The organism is Streptomyces sp. NBC_00457, from assembly GCF_036014015.1.
Classification (GTDB): domain Bacteria; phylum Actinomycetota; class Actinomycetes; order Streptomycetales; family Streptomycetaceae; genus Streptomyces.
In genome coordinates, this window is the sequence record NZ_CP107905.1 from 7463182 (window position 1) to 7484166 (window position 20985).

19 protein-coding genes are annotated in these 20985 nt (G+C 68.5%); 9 read left to right on the forward strand and 10 right to left on the reverse strand.

All coding sequences use genetic code 11. The features are described from left to right. The first annotated feature begins 64 nt into the window (after positions 1–64). A complete protein-coding gene (gene arfA / locus OG828_RS34015; protein WP_328503317.1) occupies positions 65–1579 on the forward strand; it encodes an arabinosylfuranosidase ArfA in 1515 nt (504 codons plus the stop codon). Positions 1580–1607: 28 nt separating this feature from the next. Then, positions 1608–2066 carry an RrF2 family transcriptional regulator gene (locus OG828_RS34020; RefSeq protein ID WP_328365206.1) on the forward strand — a complete coding sequence of 153 codons (459 nt, stop codon included), beginning with the start codon at positions 1608–1610 and terminating at the stop codon, positions 2064–2066. A gap of 123 nt (positions 2067–2189) precedes the next feature. On the opposite strand, the gene egtA is transcribed toward OG828_RS34020, so the two are convergent. Both egtA and OG828_RS34030 read right to left on the reverse strand, forming a co-directional pair. Then, the gene (egtA, locus tag OG828_RS34025; protein WP_328503318.1) at positions 2190–3434 is read right to left on the reverse strand and encodes an ergothioneine biosynthesis glutamate--cysteine ligase EgtA; all 1245 of its coding nucleotides are present in this window, start codon (positions 3432–3434) and stop codon (positions 2190–2192) included. Positions 3435–3640: 206 nt separating this feature from the next. After that, on the reverse strand, positions 3641–4387 hold the full coding sequence (locus tag OG828_RS34030) for an SDR family NAD(P)-dependent oxidoreductase (protein ID WP_328503319.1): 747 nt from the start codon (positions 4385–4387) through the stop codon (positions 3641–3643). 141 nt (positions 4388–4528) lie between these two features. Between OG828_RS34030 and OG828_RS34035 the strand changes: the two genes are divergently transcribed. From OG828_RS34035 to OG828_RS34055, 5 genes are all read left to right on the forward strand, one after another. Further along, positions 4529–5437 carry a LysR family transcriptional regulator gene (locus OG828_RS34035; RefSeq protein ID WP_328503320.1) on the forward strand — a complete coding sequence of 303 codons (909 nt, stop codon included), beginning with the start codon at positions 4529–4531 and terminating at the stop codon, positions 5435–5437. A 132-nt stretch (positions 5438–5569) separates the two neighbouring features. Then, the gene (locus tag OG828_RS34040) at positions 5570–6709 is read left to right on the forward strand and encodes a hypothetical protein (protein WP_328503321.1); all 1140 of its coding nucleotides are present in this window, start codon (positions 5570–5572) and stop codon (positions 6707–6709) included. Between the two features lie 261 nt (positions 6710–6970). After that, on the forward strand, positions 6971–7627 hold the full coding sequence (locus OG828_RS34045) for a DUF4360 domain-containing protein (protein ID WP_328365210.1): 657 nt from the start codon (positions 6971–6973) through the stop codon (positions 7625–7627). A gap of 73 nt (positions 7628–7700) precedes the next feature. Beyond that, entirely contained in the window at positions 7701–9059 is a 1359-nt protein-coding gene (locus OG828_RS34050) for a WD40 repeat domain-containing protein (RefSeq protein WP_328503322.1), read from the forward strand. Between the two features lie 178 nt (positions 9060–9237). Then, positions 9238–10071: an NACHT domain-containing protein gene (locus tag OG828_RS34055; protein WP_328503323.1), complete on the forward strand. Its 834-nt coding sequence runs from the start codon at positions 9238–9240 to the stop codon at positions 10069–10071. On the opposite strand, the gene OG828_RS34060 is transcribed toward OG828_RS34055, so the two are convergent. Both OG828_RS34060 and OG828_RS34065 read right to left on the reverse strand, forming a co-directional pair. Next, the gene (locus OG828_RS34060) at positions 10048–10302 is read right to left on the reverse strand and encodes a DUF397 domain-containing protein (protein WP_328503324.1); all 255 of its coding nucleotides are present in this window, start codon (positions 10300–10302) and stop codon (positions 10048–10050) included. The two genes, OG828_RS34055 and OG828_RS34060, sit on opposite strands and share 24 nt — an antisense overlap. Next, the gene (locus OG828_RS34065) at positions 10299–11132 is read right to left on the reverse strand and encodes a helix-turn-helix domain-containing protein (protein ID WP_328503325.1); all 834 of its coding nucleotides are present in this window, start codon (positions 11130–11132) and stop codon (positions 10299–10301) included. Before OG828_RS34065 ends, OG828_RS34060 begins: the two co-directional genes overlap by 4 nt. Positions 11133–11262: 130 nt before the next feature. Between OG828_RS34065 and OG828_RS34070 the strand changes: the two genes are divergently transcribed. Both OG828_RS34070 and OG828_RS34075 read left to right on the forward strand, forming a co-directional pair. Next, positions 11263–11727, forward strand: a complete 465-nt coding sequence (locus tag OG828_RS34070; protein ID WP_328503326.1) for an ATP-binding protein — start codon at positions 11263–11265, stop codon at positions 11725–11727. A gap of 63 nt (positions 11728–11790) precedes the next feature. Continuing rightward, entirely contained in the window at positions 11791–12759 is a 969-nt protein-coding gene (locus OG828_RS34075; RefSeq protein ID WP_328503327.1) for an arabinan endo-1,5-alpha-L-arabinosidase, read from the forward strand. Between the two features lie 114 nt (positions 12760–12873). On the opposite strand, the gene OG828_RS34080 is transcribed toward OG828_RS34075, so the two are convergent. The 6 genes from OG828_RS34080 to OG828_RS34105 form a co-directional block, all read right to left on the reverse strand. Further along, positions 12874–14514: a pyridoxal phosphate-dependent aminotransferase gene (locus OG828_RS34080; protein WP_328365228.1), complete on the reverse strand. Its 1641-nt coding sequence runs from the start codon at positions 14512–14514 to the stop codon at positions 12874–12876. Between the two features lie 162 nt (positions 14515–14676). Further along, complete coding sequence (locus OG828_RS34085) at positions 14677–15825, reverse strand: aldose epimerase family protein (protein WP_328503328.1); 1149 nt, start codon at positions 15823–15825, stop codon at positions 14677–14679. Positions 15826–15879: 54 nt separating this feature from the next. Beyond that, the gene (gene mmsB, locus OG828_RS34090) at positions 15880–17124 is read right to left on the reverse strand and encodes a multiple monosaccharide ABC transporter permease (protein ID WP_210573987.1); all 1245 of its coding nucleotides are present in this window, start codon (positions 17122–17124) and stop codon (positions 15880–15882) included. Beyond that, positions 17121–18671 (reverse strand): multiple monosaccharide ABC transporter ATP-binding protein, encoded by a 1551-nt coding sequence (gene mmsA, locus OG828_RS34095; protein ID WP_328503329.1) that lies wholly within the window; start codon positions 18669–18671, stop codon positions 17121–17123. The genes mmsB and mmsA overlap by 4 nt, the downstream gene beginning before the upstream one ends. 36 nt (positions 18672–18707) lie before the next feature. Further along, positions 18708–19817, reverse strand: a complete 1110-nt coding sequence (gene chvE, locus OG828_RS34100; protein ID WP_362949667.1) for a multiple monosaccharide ABC transporter substrate-binding protein — start codon at positions 19815–19817, stop codon at positions 18708–18710. Between the two features lie 142 nt (positions 19818–19959). Next, on the reverse strand, positions 19960–20928 hold the full coding sequence (locus OG828_RS34105; RefSeq protein ID WP_328365243.1) for a hypothetical protein: 969 nt from the start codon (positions 20926–20928) through the stop codon (positions 19960–19962). Positions 20929–20985: the final 57 nt, after the last annotated feature.

A 20985-nucleotide genomic window follows, 5' to 3' on the forward strand; every position in this document is an offset into this window, starting at 1 on the left:
GGGCGCGGGGAACTGCGCGACCAGCCCCCACGCACCCGCACATACTCACAACCGAAAGGACCCCATGCGCACCGCCCGCTTCACCCTGGACCCCGCATTCACCATCGGCCAGGTAAACCCCCGCCTCTTCGGCTCCTTCGTAGAACACCTCGGCCGCTGCGTCTACACAGGAATCTTCGAACCGGACCACCCCACCGCAGACGACGCAGGCCTCCGCCAAGACGTCCTCAACCTGGTCCGCGAACTCGGCGTAACAGCCATCCGCTACCCCGGAGGAAACTTCGTCTCGGGCTACAAGTGGGAGGACTCGGTAGGCCCCGCCGAAACCCGCCCCCGCCGCCTCGACCTCGCCTGGCACTCCACCGAGACCAACCGATTCGGCCTCTCCGAGTACATCGACTTCCTCCGCAAGATCGGCCCCCAGTCCGAACCCATGATGGCGGTCAACCTCGGCACCCGAGGCGTGGCGGAAGCCCTGGAGCTCCAGGAATACGCCAACCACACCTCCGGCACCGCCCTCGCAGAGAAGCGCATCGCCCACGGCGACAAGGACCCCTTCGGCATCAAGCTCTGGTGCCTCGGCAACGAGATGGACGGCCCCTGGCAGACGGGCCACAAGACGGCCGAGGAATACGGCCGCGTCGCCGCCGAAACGGCCCGTGCCATGCGCCAGCTGGACCCCACCGTGGAACTCGTCGCCTGCGGTTCCTCCAGCCAGTCCATGCCGACCTTCGCACAGTGGGAGGCGACGGTCCTCAAGGAGACGTACGACCTTGTCGACTACGTCTCGCTGCACGCCTACTACTGGCCCGAGAACGGCGACATCGACTCCTTCCTCGCCTCCGCCGTCGACATGGAGTCCTTCATCGACAACGTCGTCGCGACAGCCGACCACGTGGGAGCACAGCTCAAGTCGAAAAAGAAGATCAACCTGTCCTTCGACGAGTGGAACGTCTGGTACCTGCCCGAGTGGGAGGCGCGGGCGAAGGCGTTCGAGCAGGACGACTGGCCCGAGGCACCCCGTCTCCTGGAGGACAACTACAGCGTCACCGACGCCGTGGTCTTCGGCTCGCTCCTCATCGCCCTGCTCCGCCACGCGGACCGCGTCACCGTCGCCTGCCTCGCCCAGCTCGTCAACGTCATCGCGCCGATCATGACGGAGCCGGGCGGCGCGGCCTGGCGGCAGACGACGTTCTTCCCGTTCGCGCAGGCGTCGAAGTACGGACGCGGGCAGGTCCTGGACGTACGGGCGGACTCACCGACGTACGAGACGAAGAAGTACGGCGAGGCGGACCTGCTGCACGCCACCGCCGTACGCGCCGACGACGGCTCGGTCACCGTGTTCGCGGTGAACCGCAGCCGCACCGAAGCGCTCCCGCTCGAAGTCGCCCTGAACGCCCTGGACTTGACGTCGGTCGTCGAGCACAGCGCCCTCGCGGACGCCGATCCGGACGCCCGCAACACCCTCGACGACCCCGAGCGCGTCACCCCGCACCCCGTCGAGGGCACGGCACTCACTGACGGCACCCTCACCGCCGTACTGGAACCGCTGTCCTGGAACGTGATCCGGCTGCGCTGAGGCGGGCAGGACCGGTGACAATGGTCGTATGAGGATCTCGGCACGGGCGGACTACGCGGTACGGGCGGTACTGGAGCTGGCCGTGCGCCATGGCGACGGTCCGGTGAAGGCGGAGACCATCGCCACGGTCCAGGACATCCCGCACAAGTTCCTGGAGGGTATCCTCGGCGACCTCCGCCGCGCCGGGCTGGTCGAGAGCCGGCGCGGCGGCAACGGCGGCTACCGGCTGGCCCGGGACGCGGCGGCGATCACCGTCGCCGATGTGATCCGGGCCGTCGACGGCCCCATCGTCTCCGTGCGCGGGGTCCGCCCGACGGGCCTGTCCTACGCCGGGTCGGCCGAGCCGCTGCTGCCGCTGTGGATCGCGCTGCGCGCCAACGTCCGCCGGATCCTGGAGGGCGTCACGATCGCGGACGTCGCGGCGGACGCCCTGCCGGTGGCGGTGAAGGAGCTGGCGGCGGAACCGGCGGCATGGGAGAACCCGTAGCGCTCACGGGATCGGCTCGTCCTCGGTCGCCGCAGGGCCCAGCCCGGCGCACGGCGCGACATCACCAAGCCTCACGGAGAGGCCGTACTCATACGGGAGGTGTTTCAGTAGGGCAGGCGGGGGTCAGGTGCGGCGGAGCGCGTCCAGATGGTCATGGGCCGGGGAACGGCCGCGCTCTGTGTAGCGCTCGGCGAAATTGGTCAGGACATGCCGCAGGACCGCCGGGGTGCCGGGAACGGCGAGGGCGCTGTCTGCCGCGGCAAAGCAGACGCGGGCGGCCTTGGCGAGGTCCTGGTCGTCGAGGCCGCTGCGGGCCGCCCGCAGCCAGACGTCGTGGGTGGGGACGGGGTGCTGCGAGTTTGGGCAGAGTGGCTCGGTTGCCGCGTAGGCGGCATCGGCCGCCACCGCGTCGTTCAGGAGCGTCGCGGCCAGCACAGTCGGCACGACCCAGTCGTCGCCGTCCTGAGCGTCGGTCATCCGCAACTCCAGCCAGCCGCGCGGTCTGACCGGCGGGAACAGAGTGCTGAGGTGGTAGTCCAGGTCGGCCAGGGTCGGCGGCCGCAGTTCGGGTACGCCTCGCAGCCAGGCGCGGAAGGTCAAGCCGGAGGGCGCGGACCAGTCCCCGTCGAGGTCGCCCGGTATGCACATCACCTGCGCGTCGAGCGCATAGCGGGTCCAGGCCACACGTGGATCGCAGTGGTGGCGGGGCGGGCGGGTACGACCGGGATCCATCCGGGACCAGACGTCCTGCCGGCTGGACAGCCACCCGGTGGGCCACCCGTCCTGGATCGGGGAGTTGGCGAAGGCGGCGACGAGCACGGGACCGATACGGTGGGCGAGTTCCCAGCGGGAGCGGTAGCCGCCCACGCCGCGGGAGTCCTCGCCGGAGTCCAGGTTGATCTGTACGGATGCGGTGCGGCGCATCATGTCGCGACCCCAGGGGCCCTCGCGGTCGAAGAAGCTCTCCATGGCCCGGTAGCGGGGGTGGTCGAGCACGCGAGGCGGTTCACGATAGGGGTCGAGGCCCCGGCCGACGAGTGCCAGATCGGCCTGCTCGACTGCCGTGCGCAGTACGGCGAGATCCGCGGCCATCATCTCGACGCACGCGCCGAGCGAGAGGGCCGGCGGGGAACTCAGCTCCAGCTGGCCGCCCGGTTCACGGGTGAGCCTGCTGCCCCCGGGCAGGGCGCCGGTCACCTCGATCGGCGCGAGGGCGGCGTTCAGCCGGTCGACGGATATCGGTAGCAGAGGGTTGTGGCGGTCCTGGACCAGCCACTCCGTCTCCACACCGATCCGCTCAGGGGGGCCCGTCTTGAAACACTCGCCGAGCACATACGCTTCCGCCTCTTCAAGGGTGAGTTCGGTCATTTCTGTCCCTCCTCTCGCACAATCCGGTGCGGGTCAGGTGGGTGTCGGGCCGGGCGCAGGGGTGGCTGAGTTCTCGAAAACCTCAGGCACTGCGGCGGATGCGTCGTCGGCCCGGCTGGTGGTCGGCGTCGTGACCCGGCTCGGTCTCCGGCCGCACACGGACGGGCGGCCGGAGATCTTCGCGGTGGCGGTGGTCGCCGCGTCGTTCAGACGGCGAGGCGACCACCGTCGGCCACGATCACCTGGCCGGTGACGAAGCTCGCGCGCTCGCTCGCGACGAACGCGATGACCTCGGCGAGTTCCTCGGGCGTGGCGTTGCGCTTGAGCGGGTTGACCTCGGACCACGCCGTGAACTGGTCGGCGCCGATGAAGTCCACCACGTTGTCGCTGTTCACGTTCCCAGGAGCCACCGCGTTGACGCGTATGCCGTAACGGCCCCACTCCGCGGCCCAATTGCGGGTGAAGGATTCGACGGCCGCCTTCTGCGCTCCATACGTCGCCATGTGCGGCATGGCGATCGCGGCGGCGATACTGCTGATGTTGACGATGGTGCCGCGGCCCCGCTCGATCATCCCCCGGACGAGTCGTGTGCTGAGGACGAAGGTGGCGCGCACGTTGGTGTCCCACGACTCCGCGTTCGCTTCGATGTCCTGGTCGAGGGTCGGCTTGATGCTGGCCCTGTAGCTTGCCGCGTTGTTGACCAGCACGTCGACCTCACCCGCCTCCTCGGCCAGCCGCTCGACGTCGGCGAGATCACTCAGATCGGCGAGGATGAACCGGGCCTTTCCTCCGTCGGCGGTGATGTCGTCCACCACCTCGGCCCCGCGCTCGGCGTCGCGGCCGGTGATCACCACCGACGCTCCGTCGCGTGCGAACGCGTGCGCCGTCGCGGCGCCGATACCTCCTCGCGACCCCGCACCCGTGATCAGAACGCTCTTGCCCGCGAAATCCATGGTGTGCTCCTCGAAAAGAAAAGATGCCTGGCAGCGCGCCGGGTGCGCACCACGGTAGGACCGGCCTGACATAGAGGCAAATAGTGGCAACGTATATCCTGCATTGACATCGCCTATGTCATGTCGAGGGTTGGATTTCGAATGAACCTGCGCCAATACGAATACGCCCTGGCCGTCGCCGAGGAGGGCTCCATGACAGCGGCAGCAGAACGTCTCGGGGTCACTCAGCCCTCTCTGTCGCAGCAGATCGGCGCCTTGGAGAAGCACCTCGGGGTGCAGCTGTTCACCCGCACCCCGAGCGGGGTGACGGTGACGGTGGCAGGGCGGGCCTTCCTCGCGGAGGCGGAGATCGCGACGACCGCGTCCCGGCGTGCCATCACGGCCGCCCGCGCCGCCGACGGGGAACTGGCAGGCGAACTCATCATGGCTGTCCACATGGGCCTGGGATCACGCCAGTTGCCCCAGGTATTGGGGCAGCTGCGCAATCGCCACCCGAAGCTGCAGGTGACTCTCCACGAGGAACCCGATCCCGCGGACCTGGAACGACTGGTCCGCCAGGGAACCCTCGACATGCTCCTCGTGCACCGCATCCCCGCCGGGTGCACCTTCGACACTCACCCGCTGGGCGAGGAAGCCTACGTCGCCGTCCTGCCGAAGGGGCACCCGCTTCTCTCGGACGGCGCGGCCCTGAGCCTGGAAGACCTGGCTTCAGAGGGGTGGATCCGGTTCCGGCGCGCCAGCCTGCTCGACGACTACCTCGCCCGCCTGCTCGCCGACGCGGGCCTCAGCCCACACACGGTGGCCCGAGCGTCACAGATCTCCACCGCGGTGCGGCTCGTGGCGCAGGGCTTGGGCGTCACCGTGGTCCCGGCCTCGGCCATCCCCGAAGGCTTCGAAGAACTGGCCTGCCCACTACTGCCCTCCCTGACCGAGCCCGTCCTCGTCGGCGTCCGGCGCAATCCGGGTTCGGCGGAAACGGCCATGCTCGACCATCTCCACCAGCAGAACTGGTGCGGTACAAGCCTCCTCGGCCGGCCCACAACTGATTGAGCCGGCCTGACCCGTGATGGGCACAACCGTCCGGCCGGGCGAGCGGTCTCATGAGTGAGCAACTGACCACGGGGGGCGAAGTCGCAGGATCCACGGGGCACCCCCGTAGCCGGCAGACAACGGGGAGCAGTCATGAAGACAGGCACGTATCTCAAGATCGCGATCGTCACGGCGTTAACGGCGGCCACCGTGGCCGTCGCCCCGGCCGCGGTATCGGCGGCGGACCGTGCGGCTCCCGCCGCGTCGGCCCCGGGCCAGGCCTCGGCTCCGGCCTGGCGCACCTCCTTGGCGGGGACGCTCTCGGACAACTCCGCGCTGTCCGACATCGCGTCGGCCGGTCCGAACGCCGCCTGGGCCGTGGGACACCAGTACATCGACGGCATCGGCAAGGGCGTCATCCTGCGCTGGAACGGCAGGACCTGGCAGCAGCAGTCCACCCCCGGTGTGCCGGGGACCGGTGTGTGGTACGCCGTGGACGCGGTGTCGGCGCACGACGTCTGGGCGTACGGCTGGGGCCAGGACGGCGAGACCCTGGCCCACTACGACGGCAAGCGGTGGACGCAGATGCCGCTGCCCGCGGAGAAGGGCTACGGCTTCGCGAAGCTCGCCGCCGTCCCCGGCAAGGTCTGGCTGGTGAGCGACACCGCAATCAACTCCTACGCCAACGGTGTCTGGCAGAGCACACCCCTCCAGAGCGGCGTCTTCATCAACGCCATCGAGGCGCGGAACTCCCGCGACGCCTGGGCGGTCGGGCAGTTCGCGCACGTCGGCCAGCCGGGGCGGTCCGTGCTCATGCACTGGGACGGCAGTTCGTGGACCGACGTCGCGCCGGCCGGCAGCGATCTCACGGTCACGTCCGTGTACCAGGAGTCCGCCCGCAGCGTCTGGGTCACCGCACTCAGCCCGTACACCGAGGACGAACCGCAGCAGAGCAAGGTGCTGCACTGGGACGGCCGCAGCTGGCGCGACGTCACCGGGCCGGTCGACGGGCTGTGGGCCAGTGCCATCACCGGCGACGGCAAGGGCACCGTCTGGGTCTCGGGCGACCGCTACGGCTACGAGGGCACCGCCCTCTACTGGCGCCTGCGCGGCGGCGTCTGGACCTCCGTCGAGGGCGACGCCGTCCCCGGCGGCCAGACCCAGGCGTACGACATCGATGCCCTCGCGCCCACCGGCCGCACCGGACAGTTCTGGTCCGTCGGCAATTACGGACTCATCACCGGAGAGTCCACCTCCGCCCAGTACGAACTGATCCAGCGTTCGACCCGCTGAACCCGCCCCTGGCCCGGGCCAGGGACCGTCGCCCGGCTGGGGCTTTCCCAGCCGGGCGTTTGCGTGCGGGCTGAGCACTTCGCTGTACGGGCTGCGTTGCTCGCTCAACTGGGTTGTAAATGGCTGGAGTTCGCCCATGACGGCCGTGCGCGCGGCTCGTACGATGCGAACGCCTCTCGTCTTCACAGAAACCTCACAGTTTCTTCAAAAGTCAACGAAGACTTGAGGCACACAGCCACCCCCCGACTCTTTGGAGAGACCATGTCTCGTGGACTCCTGCTGAGCGGCGGCGCGCTGGCCGCTCTCCTCACGGCCACGCTCCCCGCGCACGCCGCCCCGACCTCCTCGTTCGACGACCCGCCCGCGGACAAGGTCGTCATCAAGATCGCCACCGTGAACGGCTCGGGCTGCCCGCTGGGCACGGCTGCCGTGGCCGTCTCCCCGGACAACACCGCCTTCACCGTCACCTACAGCGACTACCTCGCCAAGGTCGGCGGCAACGCCGACCCGACGGCGTTCCGCAAGAACTGCCAGCTCAACCTGATCGTCCACGTCCCCGGCGGCTTCACCTACGGCATCGCCAGCGCGGACTACCGGGGCTTCGCCTCGCTCCAGCGCGGCGCGACCGGCATGCAGAAGGCCTCGTACTACTTCCAGGGCTCGTCGAACACGGCGTCCAAGACCCACAACTTCAGCGGCCTGTACAACGACAACTGGCAGGCCACGGACCAGACGGAGTACGCCCAGATCGTCTGGTCGCCCTGCGGGGTCGAGCGCAACTTCAACATCAACACGGAGCTGCGCGTGAGCGCGGGCACGTCGACACCGGGCAGCTCCAGCTTCATGACGATGGACTCGACCGACGGCGACATCAGCACGACCTACCACTTGGCCTGGAAGGAGTGCCCGGGTAAGTGAGGTTGCCGGCGGCCCCACGTGACCCTCGGGGCCGCCGGGACCGGTCCCGTCGAAGCATTGCTAAGAAGCGGGCATGAAGCTACCCAACCCGTTCCGGCGGCGCAGGCCTTCGACGGCAGCTCGGCAACCGCCGCAACGCCCTGAGCCGAGCAGCACGACCCGCCCCGGCGGCGAGCACGAGCTGCGCGGGCACAGCTCGATCGTGTATCGCCTGGCCACCGTGCCGACCGCCGACGGCCTGCTGCTGGCCAGCGGCGACACCGAGGGCGGCGTACTGCTGTGGGACGCCGGCACCGGTGCGCACGTCGCCGGACCGGTCACCGTCGACAGCGTCCATGTGGCGGACCTCGCCGCGGTCGACCTCGGCGCCGACGGCTGGGCGCTGGCGTGCACCGGCTCCGACGGCGTCACGCTGTGGGACCCGCTCCGGATGGGCCGGCCGGACTACGAACCACGGCGGCTCCTCGACACCCGCGCGGCGGCGCTGGCGGTCATCCCGGGCGAGCCGCACCTCATCGTGCTCGCCGACGCCAAGGCGGTCAGGGTGATGGACCCGGCGAGCGGGCGGCAGGTGTTCGACTTCCGTCAGCCGCCGCATCCGAAGGGGCACGTGGGCGATCAGGTCCACCGGCTGGTCGGCGTCCGCCTGGACGACGACACGGCGGGCTTCGCCGCGGCCCGGTACGGCGGCGGGCTGGAGGTCTGGGCGCCGGGCGGGCGCGGCTGGCACCAAGGGCCCTTCTCGCTCATGGCGCTTGGCGCCGGCGACTTCACGGCGTACGGCACCCGTCTTGCGATCCCGGCCCGCCGCGGCATCGACGTATGGGACCTGAAGACCGGCGAGCGCACCGCGCGGGGCGACCTGGACATCCCCTACGAGCGGCTCGCACCGGTGCCGTTGGGCGGGCGGACGGTGATCGCGGGGGCCTTTCGCGAGTACGGCGAGTGTGGGGTCCAACTCTGGGACCCGCGGCACCCGACCACCCTCAGCGCGCCCTTCAACCAACACGGCCCGGCATTCGGCGACCCTTCCTTCGGCAGCGCGAGGATCAACGACGTCGTCGCCATCGCCTGCCCGGACGGCACGACCCGGGTGGCCAGCGCCGCCAACGACGGCAGCGTGCTCATCTCGGCTCCGCTCGACGAGGACGACCTGGTCGCCGGTCAGCGTCCCGGGCCGGCCCCGGCGCGACGCGACGACGGCAACTACGCGAAGGTGCGCGCGAGCGACGGCGAGATCGTCGGCCTGTGGTTCGCCGACACCGGAAGTGCCCGCGACCGGGGGCTGATCGAAGCGCTCCTGTTCGGGCAGGATCTCGGGCATCTGCTCGGCGTGGAGCACCGGGTGGTGCCCAACACCTACGACGACCGTGGCGGCGCGTTCGTCATGTTCGGGCGCCACCTCGCGCCCGGGGAGGCCCGCGAGGCATGACCTGGCCCGAGGCTCTCACCGGAGGTGCGCCAGGATCGCCTTCGCGAAATCAGTGGCCGGCGTGGGGCCGTCCGGGCCCGGGGGGTCCACGACCGGGTCGGTGAAGATGGGCAGCTCGGTGGAACGGAGGTCCTCGTCGTCGAGCGCGCGGCAGGGACGCCGTGAGAGTTCGGCAAGGGTGAGCGGACCGCCGGTAACGGTGCTCGGTGCCGCGGAGGCTGTTCTCCGCCGGCGGTCCATCACCGACGACCCGCCCGACGGCCGGTGCCGCCGCGTCATGGAGACCGGACGGGGTCTGCTCCTGGTGGACGGACTCGACGAAGTGCCCGCGGCGGAGCGGGAAGAGGCCCGGCGCTGGCTCTCCACCCTCCTCGACCGCTACCCGCAGACCCGGTGCCTGGCGACCGTCCGCCCCAACGCGGTCGACAAGGACTGGCTCCGCACGGACCGCTTCGTCGAACTCACCTTGCTGCCCATGAGCGACGAGGACATCCGCGCCTTCGTCCGCACCTGGCACAAGGCCGCCCGCGTCGAATGCGAGCAGTTCTACGACACCCGCCGCGGCGGTGAGGAGAAGGAGCTCCTCGCCTCCCTGGAAGGGGACCTGCTGCAGCAGCTGGAACAGAACACCGCGCTGCGCGACCTCGCCCGCACCCCCCTGCTGGGAGTCCTCCGGGCCGCCCTGCGCGCACCCCGGCTCACCGGTCTCGTCCTGGGCATCGACTCCCTAGACGACCTGGCAGCCCTCACCCCGAACCCTCGCATCGAATACCTCAGGATCACCGGCCTGCGCGACTACACCCACATGGGACTGCTGCGCCGCACCTTCCCCCGCCTCAGAAAGCTGGCTGCGGGCCTGGTGGGCGACGGCTCCCGGGCGCTCGATCTACGTGACCTGGGCGAGAAGCCCGACCTGGATCTGGACTTCTGGGGCGACGTCCCGGCCCGAATCATCGGAGCGGAGGCCTTCGGCGACCGACCCTGGGCGTCAGGGGCGCTCAGCCCCGACTGATCCGGCGAGGAATCCGGCCCAGGCGGTGGGGGAGAGGGTGAGCTGAGGGCCCTGCTTGTCCTTGGAGTCGCGGATGTGGATGGTGGCGGGGGTGAGGGCGACCTCTACGCAGTCCCCGTCACCGCCGCTGCTGTAGCTGGACTTGTGCCAGGAGAGGGCGACCTCGACGCAGTCGTCGCCGGAGCCTCCGCTGTAACTGCTCTTGAACCAGGCCAGGTCGGACGTGCTCATTGGTCTCCTCGCATCCGCTGCAACAGGCTCATGGAGTCTTTGAGAGTGAGAGCCTGTGAGCGCATCCTGGCATACCGCATCTGAAGCATGCTGACCACCTTTGGGTCGGCGATGAACTGGCCGCTTTCCTGCCCCTCGCAGTAGGCGAACCACTTGTTCTCCGGTGTCTCCAGCAGTCGCATGGGACCGTCCAGTCCCGCGTGGGTCTCCTGCTCCGTCGGCATGATCTGGATCTCCACGTTCCGCAGTTCGGAGATCTCCAGCACGTGGTCGATCGGCTCCCGCGTGACCTCCGCACCGCCCGTTCGCCGCCGGAACAGGTGCTCCTCCAGGATGAAGGCGAACGCCGTGTTCGGCCGCTCCCGCAGCAGTCGTTGCCGTTCCGCCCGTGCTACCCACTGCGCCTCGATCTGCTCGTCGCTGAGCGGAGGCAACTGGTTCGTGAACAGGGTCCGCGCATACGCCTCCGTCTGCAACAGCCCTGGAATCAACCGGCATTCGTACGTGTACAGCGTGATCGCCGTGGCCTCAAGCTGCGCCCACCGCCGGAACCACGCCGCCAACCCCGGCTGCCGAGCCAGATGCTTGGCCGCGTTCCGCACGGCCCCCGTATTTCCCAGCACCCCCTCAGACCGTTCCGCGAACGTCGGATCCGGCATCCGCCGCCCCAACTCCACCGAAGCCACGGTGTGTTTGGACAGCCCCACCCGCTCCCCGAACTCCTCCCGGCTCAGCCCCGCGTGCTCACGCAACGCCTGAACCACCGCTCCGAACGTCCGCAGACTGTCGGACGCCTCCGGCTCACCGCCACCCACCGCCGCATCGACCACTGTCGGTCACCTCCCGCACACATGGTCACGGCCAGTCACGCGTACTGTCCACCCCGTAACCGCGTACGCTCCCGCACCGTACGCGCCGCCGACCTGGTGAACTGCCCGCCGAAGCCGCCAGATTGAGCACATGCACGCACCGCTCACCCCCCAACCCCCGGTTACCGTACGTATGTTCACCCTGCGCCTCAGCGCCACCCCACGCGGCGCCCGTCTCGCCCGGCATCTCGCCCTGAACCAGCTCCACGAATGGGGCATCCCGTACGGCAGTGCCGTCTCTGACGCCGTCGCTGCGATCGTCGCCGAGCTGGCAGCCAATGCCGTGACTCACGGCCGGGTCCCCGGACGGGACTTCGAGCTGCGGCTGTCGCTGCCGACGGGGAGCATCCGGGTCGAGGTCAGTGACACCCGTGCCGAAGCCGGCGTCCCGAAGCCGGGCGACGTACCGCCTCCGGGTCTCCTCGACGAACACGGCCGTGGACTCGTCCTCGTGGAGGCGCTGGCCGACCGGTGGGAGGTGCTGGATCGGGACCCTCCCGGCAAGACCGTCCTCGCGGAGGTGGACCTTCCGCGCGGGTCATTGACGCGCAAGTGATTCGATTCTACGTTCCGTCCGAAGTGACGATCGTTGTTCGAAATACAGAACAGGAGCGTTCACGTGAGCCGCACCAGAACCGCTCTTCTCGCCCTCCCCGCCGCCGCCCTGCTGGCCCTCGTCCCGTCCAGCGCGTCGGCCTACCCCAACCCCGGTACCGTCACCGGCTCCCTCGTCACCCACGACCCGACGATGATCCGCACCTCGTCCGGCCAGTACCTGCTGTACGCCACCGGCGGCGGCATCGCCAGCAAGACGTCCGGCAACCGCATCGCCTTCGACGCGGGCGCCGACGCCTTCTCCTCCCGCCCGGGCTGGTGGTCGACGTACTCCTCCGTGCCGGAGGCCTGGGCGCCGGACATCTCGTACCACGGCGGCAAGTACCTGCTGTACTACTCCGTCTCGAAGTTCGGCTCGAACACCTCGGCCATCGGGCTCGCCACCTCCAGCACCGGCCGGCCGGGCAGCTGGAGCGACCAGGGCATCGTCTACACCTCGAGTTCGTCGACCGACTACAACGCCATCGACCCGAACCTCTTTGTGAACGACGACGGCAAGTGGTGGCTGTCGTTCGGCAGTTGGTGGACCGGCATCAAGATGATCCAGCTCAACCCGTCCACCGGCAAGCAGCTCGCCGGCAACACCACCCGGTACTCGCTCGCCTCCCGCCCGACCGGCACCAAGGCCGTCGAAGCGCCCTACATCGTCAAGCGCGGCAGCTACTACTACCTCTTCGCCTCGTACGACACCTGCTGCGCCGGCACCAGCTCCACGTACAAGGTCAAGGTCGGCCGCGCCACCAGCGTCACCGGGCCGTACCACGACAAGAACGGCGTCGCGATGATGAACAACGGCGGGACACCCGTCCTCGAGTCTCACGGCCGCTACATCGGCCCCGGCGGACAGTCGATCATGAACGACGCCGACGGAGACCTGATCGTCTACCACTACTACGACGCCCAGGACAACGGCACACCCAAACTCGGCATCAACCTACTGAACTGGACCAGCGGATGGCCCGTCGCCTACTGACGTGGAGCCTGAACTCGCCCTGACTGCAACGCCGACAGGGGCGCGGGGAACTGCGCGACAAGCCACAACGAACCGTCAGTCGCCAACCCCCCGCACCCCTACGGCGAACAGGCGCTACCCCGCCTGCCCCGCCGCACTGGGCCAACTCCCCGCATTGGGCCACCCCGTGGCCGGCGCCGGAGTCAGCCCATTGGTCCCCCGCACCTGCGCGGCGGTGAGCCCACCCCGCGCCGGAACCCCCACCGGCGTGGGCCCCGTCGGCTGGGCCGCAGACGCCGCAGCCGCCGGGAACTGGGCGGGGACGGGCTGCTGGGGCGCAGGGATGGGCTGCGGCGCCGGAATCGGCTGTGGTGCCGGAATCGGCTGAGGCATCTGCGCCGGCGTCGGCGGCGACGGAGGCACCGGCTGCGGATACGTCTGCGCGGCGGCAGGCTGCGGGTAGGCCTGCGCGGCGGCAGGCTGCGGGTACGTCTGCGCGGCAGCCGGCTGAGGCTGCGGCATACCGCCGCCGGACGCCATCGCTTGCGCCGCGAGGCCCTGCACACCCGCCCCGTTGGTCTGTCCGATCAGCCGGTCCACTGCCGCCGTACCCGAGCTGTAGTTGGTCCCTGTACTCAGCTCGGGCACGGCGGCTCCCCTCCTGGTCCCGTAGAGCACCTGTTCCAGGCCGGACACCAGGCGACGTACGTCGACCTGAGGGCGCACCACGAGCCGCAGGAAGCGGCTGGACGAACCGATCTTGTTGCCGCACTCGCGGACCAGGATCCGGTGCTCGGTGAGCAGTCGGTCCCGGACCACGGTGCCTTCCGCGCCCACGGGAAGGCGCACGAAGAGGAAGTTGCCCTGGGAGGGGTAGACCGTGAGGCCGGGCAGGGCGGAGAGCTGGCTGGCCATGTCCAGGCGGTCGCGGCGCACCTGGTGCAGGCTCTGGGCGTACTCCTGGCCGTGGTTCTTCAGCATGAACACCACGTGCTCGGCGAAGGCGTTGAGGTTCCACTTCGGCAGCATCGAGCGGACCCGGCCCGCGAGCGCCGGATTGGCGACGAGATAGCCGAAGCGTATGCCGTGCAGGCCGAAGTTCTTGCCGAGGCTGCGCAGGACGATGACGTTCGGGCGGAGCATCGCCTCCTGGACGACCGACGGCTCCTGCTCGGCGTCCGCGAACTCCAGGAACGACTCGTCGATGACGATCAGGTCCCGGTCGGCCATCGCGTCCATGAACTGCACCAGCGCGTGCTTGTGCAGATAGCCGCCGTCGGGGTTGTTCGGGTTGCAGATGACGGCGACGCGGGTGCCGCGGGCCCGGATGAACTCGGCGTACTGCGCGAGGTCGAGGGCGAAACCGCTGGACTCCTGGAGCGGGAACATGTCGACCCGCTTGCCGGTCTCCATCGGCTGGTCGGTCCAGCGGCCGAAGGTGGGGACGGGGATGGCGAGGGACTCACGCACCATCAGGTGGTCGATCCAGGTGATCAGCTCGGTCGAGCCGTTGCCCATCGCGACGGCCTGCGGCGGGAGTTGGAGGAGGTTGCACAGCTCGGCCGTGATGGTGTCGGCGCTGCTGGGGTAGTACGTGATGATGTCGCGCAACCGGCCCGCCATGTCGTCGAACATCGCGGGCGTGGGGAAGTACGGGTTGCACGGGATACAGAAGTCGATCGGACCGGCTCCGTCGCCGCCCTCGCGGGTCAGCGCCGCCATCGACGGGCTGTGCGCCGCCGTGCTGCGGAACAGCGAGGTGACGTTCTCAGCCATGGAACCTCCGTATGGGGCGGACCCGGTGGGGACGACCGGGTCCGTCGTCTTTGGGCGGCCCGCGCGGGGGAGCGCGGGCCGCCCTTAGATACGGATGCCTATGAGGCGCTGTTCAACCGCTGTGGATTCGATGGAAACTTGTGAAGCTACTGTGAAGCAGGGTCACTTACCGAAGGAGTGAACCGTGGTCGAACGGTACGTCTGCCCAGGTCGCAGCGTTGTCGACGGGAACGACGGCTGGTTCGGCGAGTCCGGGAAGTGCTGTGTCTCCAGGCACAGCGCGTCGCCCTGCCGGTAGATGCTGCCGCCGGTGCCGGCGAAGCTGCCGTCGAGGAAATTGCCCGAGTAGAACTGCAGGCCGGGCTCGGTCGTGGCGATCTTCATCGTGCGGCCGGAGGACGGGTCGCGGAGGGTGGCGACGTGCTGCGGCCTGGCCGTGATGCCCTTGTCGAGCGCCCAGTTGTGGTCGATGCCCTTGCCGTACAGCAGCTGCTGGTGGGCGACGCGGATGTCCTCGCCGACGGTCTTGGTGGAGCGGAAGTCGAAGGGGGTGCCCCCGACCCTCGCCAGCTCGCCCGTGGGGATCAGCCCCGAGTCGACCGGCGTGTAGCGGGAGGCGGCGATGGACAGTTCGTGGTCGTAGATGGTGCCGCTGCTCTCGCCCGCGAGGTTCCAGTAGACGTGGCTGGTGAGGTTGACGACGGTGGCCTTGTCGGTGGTGGCCTCGTAGTCGATGCGCCAGTCGCCGCGCCGGGTGAGGGTGTACGTCACCTTGGTCTTCAGCGTTCCGGGGTAGCCCATCTCGCCGTCGACGCTCGTGTAGTACAGGTACAGGCCGACGTCCGAACCCTTGGTGAACGGCTCGACGTTCCAGACGACCTTGTCGAAGCCCTTGGTCCCGCCGTGCAGGCTGTTCTCACCGTCGTTGACGGAGAGCTGGTAGCTCTTGCCGTCCAGGGTGAACTTGCCCATGGCGATGCGGTTGCCGTAACGGCCGATCAGCGCGCCGAAGTACGGGCTGTTGGCGACGTAGTCCTCGATGTTGTCGAAGCCCAGCGACACGTTGGTGTAGCGCCCGCGCCGGTCGGGGATCTCCAGGGACTGGACGATGCCGCCGTAGGAGAGGACCTTCAGCCGCGTCCCCCCGTTCTCCAGCGACCAGCTGTGGACCTTCGTGCCGTCGGCGAGCTTGCCGAAGAGCGACTTCACCGGCTTCTTGCCTCCCGTGGCGTGCGCGGTGCCGCCGAGCGTGGTGGCGGCTATGCCCGCCGCCGCTGCTCCGGCGATGACCGTTCGTCTGTTCATGTCCATGTGCGGCTCCTGCAAATGGAGGGGCCCCGCTCTGTGAGCGGGGCCCGGGACGACTTACGAACCGACCTTGCGCTTGTTCCACACGTCGAAGCCGACCGCCGCCAGCAGGACCAGGCCCTTGATGACCTGCTGCCAGTCGGTGCCGATGCCGACGAGGTTCATACCGTTGTTCAGCACGCCCAGGACCAGACCGCCGATGATCGCGCCGAGGACGGTGCCGACGCCGCCGCTCATCGACGCGCCGCCGATGAACGAGGCCGCGATCGCCTCGAGCTCGAAGTTCAGTCCGGCCTTGGGCGAGGCCGCGTTGAAGCGGGCGGCGAAGACCAGACCCGCCAGGGCCGCGAGCATGCCCATGTTCACGAAGACAAGGAAGGTGACCTTCTTGTCCCTCACACCCGACAGCTTGGCCGCCGGGAGGTTGCCGCCGATCGCGTAGATGTGGCGGCCGATGATCGCGTTGCGCATCACGTAGCCGAAGCCGACCAGCAGCACACCGAGGATGAGCAGCACGATCGGGGCGCCCTTGTAGCTGGCGAGCATCAAAGTCACCGTGAGGATGGCGGCGCCCAGCGCGACCAGCTTCAGCAGGAACAGCTTGGTGGGCAGGACGTCGAGGTCGAACTCCTGCTGCCGGCGGCGGTCGCGGAACTCCTGGAAGACCACGAACGCGATCAGCCCGATGCCCAACAACAACGTGATGTTGTGATAGTTGGTCTCCGGCCCGACCTCCGGCATGAAGCCGTTGGAGACCTTCTGCAGCCCCTCCGGGAACGGGCCCAGCGTCTGGCCCTCGAGGAAGATCTCGGTGAGACCGCGGAAGATCAGCATGCCCGCGAGGGTGACGATGAAGCTCGGTATGCCGCCGTATGCGATGAAGAACCCTTGTGCCGCACCGGCGACCGCGCCCATGGCCAGGCAGAGGATCACCGCGACCGGCCATGGCAGGTCGTTCTTCACCATGAACACGGCGGCCATCGAGCCGATGAACGCCGTCAACGAGCCGACCGACAGGTCGATATGGCCCGCGATGATGACGAGCATCATGCCGATCGCGAGGATCAGGATGTAGCTGTTCTGCAGCACCAGGTTGGAGACATTGCGCGGCAGCAGCAGGTCGCCGTCGGTCCACACGGCGAACAGCGCCACGATCAGGCCGAGCGCGAACAGCATGCCGTACTGCCGCATATTGCGGCGCATGCCGTCCAGCATCAGCTGCAACAGGCCGCCGCCTGTGCTCGAACCGCCCTTTCCGGCCGGCGCGGGGGCCGGCGTCTTGGCGGTCACATCCGTGCTCATCGGGTTACCTCTTTGTCCTTGGTCATCTGACGCATCAGCGTTTCCTGCGAGGCCTCGGCCCGCGAGAACTCACCGGTCAGCCGGCCCGCGGCCATCGTGTAGATGCGGTCGCACATGCCGAGCAGCTCCGGCAGCTCGGAGGAGATGAAGACCACCGCCTTGCCCTGCGCGGCGAGTTGGTCGATGACGGTGTAGATCTCGTACTTGGCGCCGACGTCGATACCGCGCGTCGGCTCGTCCAGGATCAGCACATCCGGACCCGCGAAGATCCACTTGCTGAGGACGACCTTCTGCTGGTTGCCGCCGGACAGCTTGCCCACCGGCTCGAAGACGGTCGGCGCCTTGATGTTCATGGACTTGCGGAAGCCCTCGGCGACCTGCCGCTCCTCGTGCTCGTCGACCACCCCGCGCTTGGAGACCTTGCCCAGGGCGCTGAGCGAGATGTTCCGGCCGATGGTGTCGATGAGGTTGAGGCCGTAGTGCTTGCGGTCCTCGGTGACATACGCGATGCCGTGCTTCACGGCCTCCGCCACGGTCTTCGTACGGATCTCCCGGCCGTCCTTGAAGACCGAACCGCCCGCGTACCGGCCGTAGGTGCGCCCGAAGACGCTCATCGCCAGTTCGGTGCGGCCGGCGCCCATCAGGCCCGCGATACCGACGATCTCCCCGCGCCGCACGGACAGCGACACATCGTCGACCACCTTGCGCTGCTGGTCGATGGGGTGGAACACGGTCCAGTCGCGGATCTCCAGAGCCGCCGCGGCGCCCACTTCGGCGTCGTGCTTCGTCCGCTCCGGGAAGCGGTGCTCCAGGTCCCGGCCGACCATGCCGCTGATGATCCGGTCCTCGGTGGTCTCCGGGGCCTTCACGTTCAGCGTCTCGATGGTGCGGCCGTCGCGCAGGATCGTCACCGAGTCGGCGACGGTGCGGATCTCGTTGAGCTTGTGGGAGATGATGATCGAGGTGATGCCCTGCTTCTTCAACTCCAGGATGAGATCGAGGAGTTTGCCGCTGTCCTCGTCGTTCAGGGCGGCGGTCGGCTCATCCAGGATGAGCAGCTTCACCTTCTTCGACAGCGCCTTCGCGATCTCCACGAGCTGCTGCTTGCCCACGCCGATGTCGGCGACGCGGGTGTCCGGGTGATCGCTGAGACCGACCCGCCGCAGCAGCTCGGTGGCGTGCCGCAGCGTCTCGGTCCAGCTGATGATCCCGCGGGTGGCGTGCTCGTTGCCGAGGAAGATGTTCTCCGCGATGGAGAGGTAGGGGATCAGGGCCAGCTCCTGGTGAATGATCACGATGCCGTGATGCTCACTGGCCTTGATGTCCTTGAACTTGCAGATCTCTCCCTCGAAGAGGACTTCACCGTCGTACGTCCCGTGCGGATGGAGGCCGGAGAGGACCTTCATCAGGGTCGACTTGCCGGCGCCGTTCTCCCCGCAGATGGCATGGACCTCGCCCTGCTGGACGGTCAGAGTGACGTCCGACAGCGCCTTGACGCCGGGAAAGGTCTTGACGATCGAGCGCATTTCCAGGACGGGTCCCGCCATGGTCGTGCCTTCCAATCCCTAGGTGCGGCGGTTGTCTTAGAGGTCGCTTGCCTTGAGGAAGCCGGAGTCGATCAGTTCCTTCTGGTAGTTGGCCTTGTCGACGGCCACCGGCTCCAGCAGGTAGGCGGGGACGACCTTCGAGCCGTTGTCGTAGGTCTTGGTGTCGTTGACCTCGGGCTCCTTGTCGTTGAGCGCCGCGTCGACCATGTTCGAGGCCACCTTGGCGAGCTCGCGGAGGTCCTTGAAGACGGTCATCGACTGCTGGTCCGCGATGATCGACTTCACCGAGGCCAGCTCGGCGTCCTGGCCCGTGACGATCGGCAGCGGCTTGCTCTTGGAGCCGTAGTCGTCGGACTTCAGGGCCGACAGGATGCCGATGGAGATGCCGTCGTACGGCGAGAGGACCGCGTCGACCCGCTCGGACTTGTAGGAGCCGGTCAGGATGTCGTCCATGCGCTTCTGGGCGGTGCCGCCGTCCCAGCGCAGGGTGGTGACCTGGGTCAGCTTGGTCTGGCCGGAGCGGACGACGAGCTGCTTCTTGTCGATGTAGGGCTGCAGGACCTTCATCGCGCCGCCGAAGAAGTAGCGGGTGTTGTTGTCGTCGTTGGAGCCGGCGAACAGCTCGATGTTGAACGGGCCCTTCTCGGAGCCGTCCTTCAGGCCGAGCTTCTCGACGATGTAGTTGCCCTGGAGCTCGCCGACCTTCTCGTTGTCGAACGAGGCGTAGTAGTCGACGTTCTCGGTGCCGAGGATCAGGCGGTCGTAGGAGATGACCGGGATGTTCGCTTCCTTGGCCTGCTGGAGCACGTTGTTCATCGACTTGTTGTCGATGGCCGCGACGATCAGCGCCTTCACGTCCTGCGTGATCAGGTTCTCGATCTGGGAGACCTGCTGGTCGGGGTCGTCCTCGCCGTAGACCAGCGTGGTCTTGTACCCCTTGGACTCCAGTTCCTTCTTGACGTTGTTGCCGTCGGCGATCCAGCGCTCCGACGACTTCGTGGGCATCGCGATGCCGATGGTGGCGCCCTTGGTGCTACCGGAGTCCTCCTCGCTGCCGCCCTCGCCGCTCTGACCGCAGGCAGTGAGGGTGAGGGAGAGGGAGGCGGCCGTGGCTATCGCGGCGAGTGCGGCTCGGCGAGTACGCATGATCATCATCCTTGATGTCTGTGACTGACTCGGTCTGGCGGTGCGGTGAGGCCCCGTCGGGTGGTGCGGTACGACCGAAGAGAGGGTGTGTGGGATTGTGTTCGGCTGCGTCTTCTTTTGTGAAGAGGTGACGGCCGGAACGTTATGAGGGTGTTTCGAAACGACGGAGCGCACCCGGCAGCCGGGAGCCGAGCGGCGCCATGTCGCCGTCCGCTCCGTGCCGCGCGAGCAGGTCCAGAGCGAGCCGTCCGCGCCGCACCCGTTCCCGGGCCGTGGTCAGCGTCAGGTCGCGCAGATGGTGCCCGTACGGGTAGATACCGGGCGCCTTCGAGAGGCCGAATTTGAGGTAGATCGGTGCGCCGCGCCGGATCAGCTCGGCGACCTCGTACATGCGCACATAGCCGCCGAGATCGTCGGGGGCCTCGATGTACATGTCCATGGGTGCGGCGGAGACCCGCCGGATCTCGGTGAGATGGTCGAGCGTCAGATCGCTGGGCACATTGATCGAGTCGGCGCCCAGATTCTCGTAGACCGCGTACGCAGCCGGGTTGACCGGCCCGATCAGCGCGGAGACCTTGAGGGTGGTGTCGGCGGGGATGATGCCCGCCGTACGGGCCCGGTGCAGGGTCCACAGGACGCCCTCGTCGGCGACCAGCAGGCACTTGACGCCCAGCTCCGTCGCCCGGACGGCGTCCTCGACGCAGCCGGCGACGGCGTCATGGCCGCGGGCGCGCAGACCGCCGCCGCGCGAGTCGGTCCGGGTGGATCCGCCGATGTCCCAGGTCCCGCGCGGGCCGGTGAACAGGCAGAGCTCGATGTCACGAGCGTTCGTCGCGTCGACCATCTCGGTGATCTCGGCGTCGGTCAGCATCCACACGCCGCTGCCCTGGCTGATCCGGTGGATCGGCACATCGAGCCGTGAGGACTCCTTGAGGATCACGGCCAGCGCTTCGGGCCCCTCGCACGAGGGGACCTCGGTGCGCCAGCCGCCGCCACCGGGGAAGGAGTGCGGCGAGGCGTCGGCGGGGTCGAGGGCGGGCGCACCCAGGCCGAGCGTGGTGAGGGCCTGCTCACCGGGTCGGCGGGCTGCCGTATCGGAAGCGTCGGTCACAAGCTGTCCTTCTTGTTCGATATGTCGGACGAGGTTCGCGGCTCAGGGTGCGGGGGG

What these genes read in the sequence shown, in the direction of transcription:
- arfA (WP_328503317.1), top strand. Translation starts at nt 65, where the DNA reads ATGCGCACCGCCCGCTTCACCCTGGACCCCGCATTCACCATCGGCCAG.
- OG828_RS34020 (WP_328365206.1), top strand. Translation starts at nt 1,608, where the DNA reads ATGAGGATCTCGGCACGGGCGGACTACGCGGTACGGGCGGTACTGGAG.
- egtA (WP_328503318.1), bottom strand. Translation starts at nt 3,434, where the DNA reads ATGACCGAACTCACCCTTGAAGAGGCGGAAGCGTATGTGCTCGGCGAG.
- OG828_RS34030 (WP_328503319.1), bottom strand. Translation starts at nt 4,387, where the DNA reads ATGGATTTCGCGGGCAAGAGCGTTCTGATCACGGGTGCGGGGTCGCGA.
- OG828_RS34035 (WP_328503320.1), top strand. Translation starts at nt 4,529, where the DNA reads ATGAACCTGCGCCAATACGAATACGCCCTGGCCGTCGCCGAGGAGGGC.
- OG828_RS34040 (WP_328503321.1), top strand. Translation starts at nt 5,570, where the DNA reads ATGAAGACAGGCACGTATCTCAAGATCGCGATCGTCACGGCGTTAACG.
- OG828_RS34045 (WP_328365210.1), top strand. Translation starts at nt 6,971, where the DNA reads ATGTCTCGTGGACTCCTGCTGAGCGGCGGCGCGCTGGCCGCTCTCCTC.
- OG828_RS34050 (WP_328503322.1), top strand. Translation starts at nt 7,701, where the DNA reads ATGAAGCTACCCAACCCGTTCCGGCGGCGCAGGCCTTCGACGGCAGCT.
- OG828_RS34060 (WP_328503324.1), bottom strand. Translation starts at nt 10,302, where the DNA reads ATGAGCACGTCCGACCTGGCCTGGTTCAAGAGCAGTTACAGCGGAGGC.
- OG828_RS34070 (WP_328503326.1), top strand. Translation starts at nt 11,263, where the DNA reads ATGCACGCACCGCTCACCCCCCAACCCCCGGTTACCGTACGTATGTTC.
- OG828_RS34080 (WP_328365228.1), bottom strand. Translation starts at nt 14,514, where the DNA reads ATGGCTGAGAACGTCACCTCGCTGTTCCGCAGCACGGCGGCGCACAGC.
- OG828_RS34085 (WP_328503328.1), bottom strand. Translation starts at nt 15,825, where the DNA reads ATGGACATGAACAGACGAACGGTCATCGCCGGAGCAGCGGCGGCGGGC.
- mmsB (WP_210573987.1), bottom strand. Translation starts at nt 17,124, where the DNA reads ATGAGCACGGATGTGACCGCCAAGACGCCGGCCCCCGCGCCGGCCGGA.
- mmsA (WP_328503329.1), bottom strand. Translation starts at nt 18,671, where the DNA reads ATGGCGGGACCCGTCCTGGAAATGCGCTCGATCGTCAAGACCTTTCCC.
- chvE (WP_362949667.1), bottom strand. Translation starts at nt 19,817, where the DNA reads ATGCGTACTCGCCGAGCCGCACTCGCCGCGATAGCCACGGCCGCCTCC.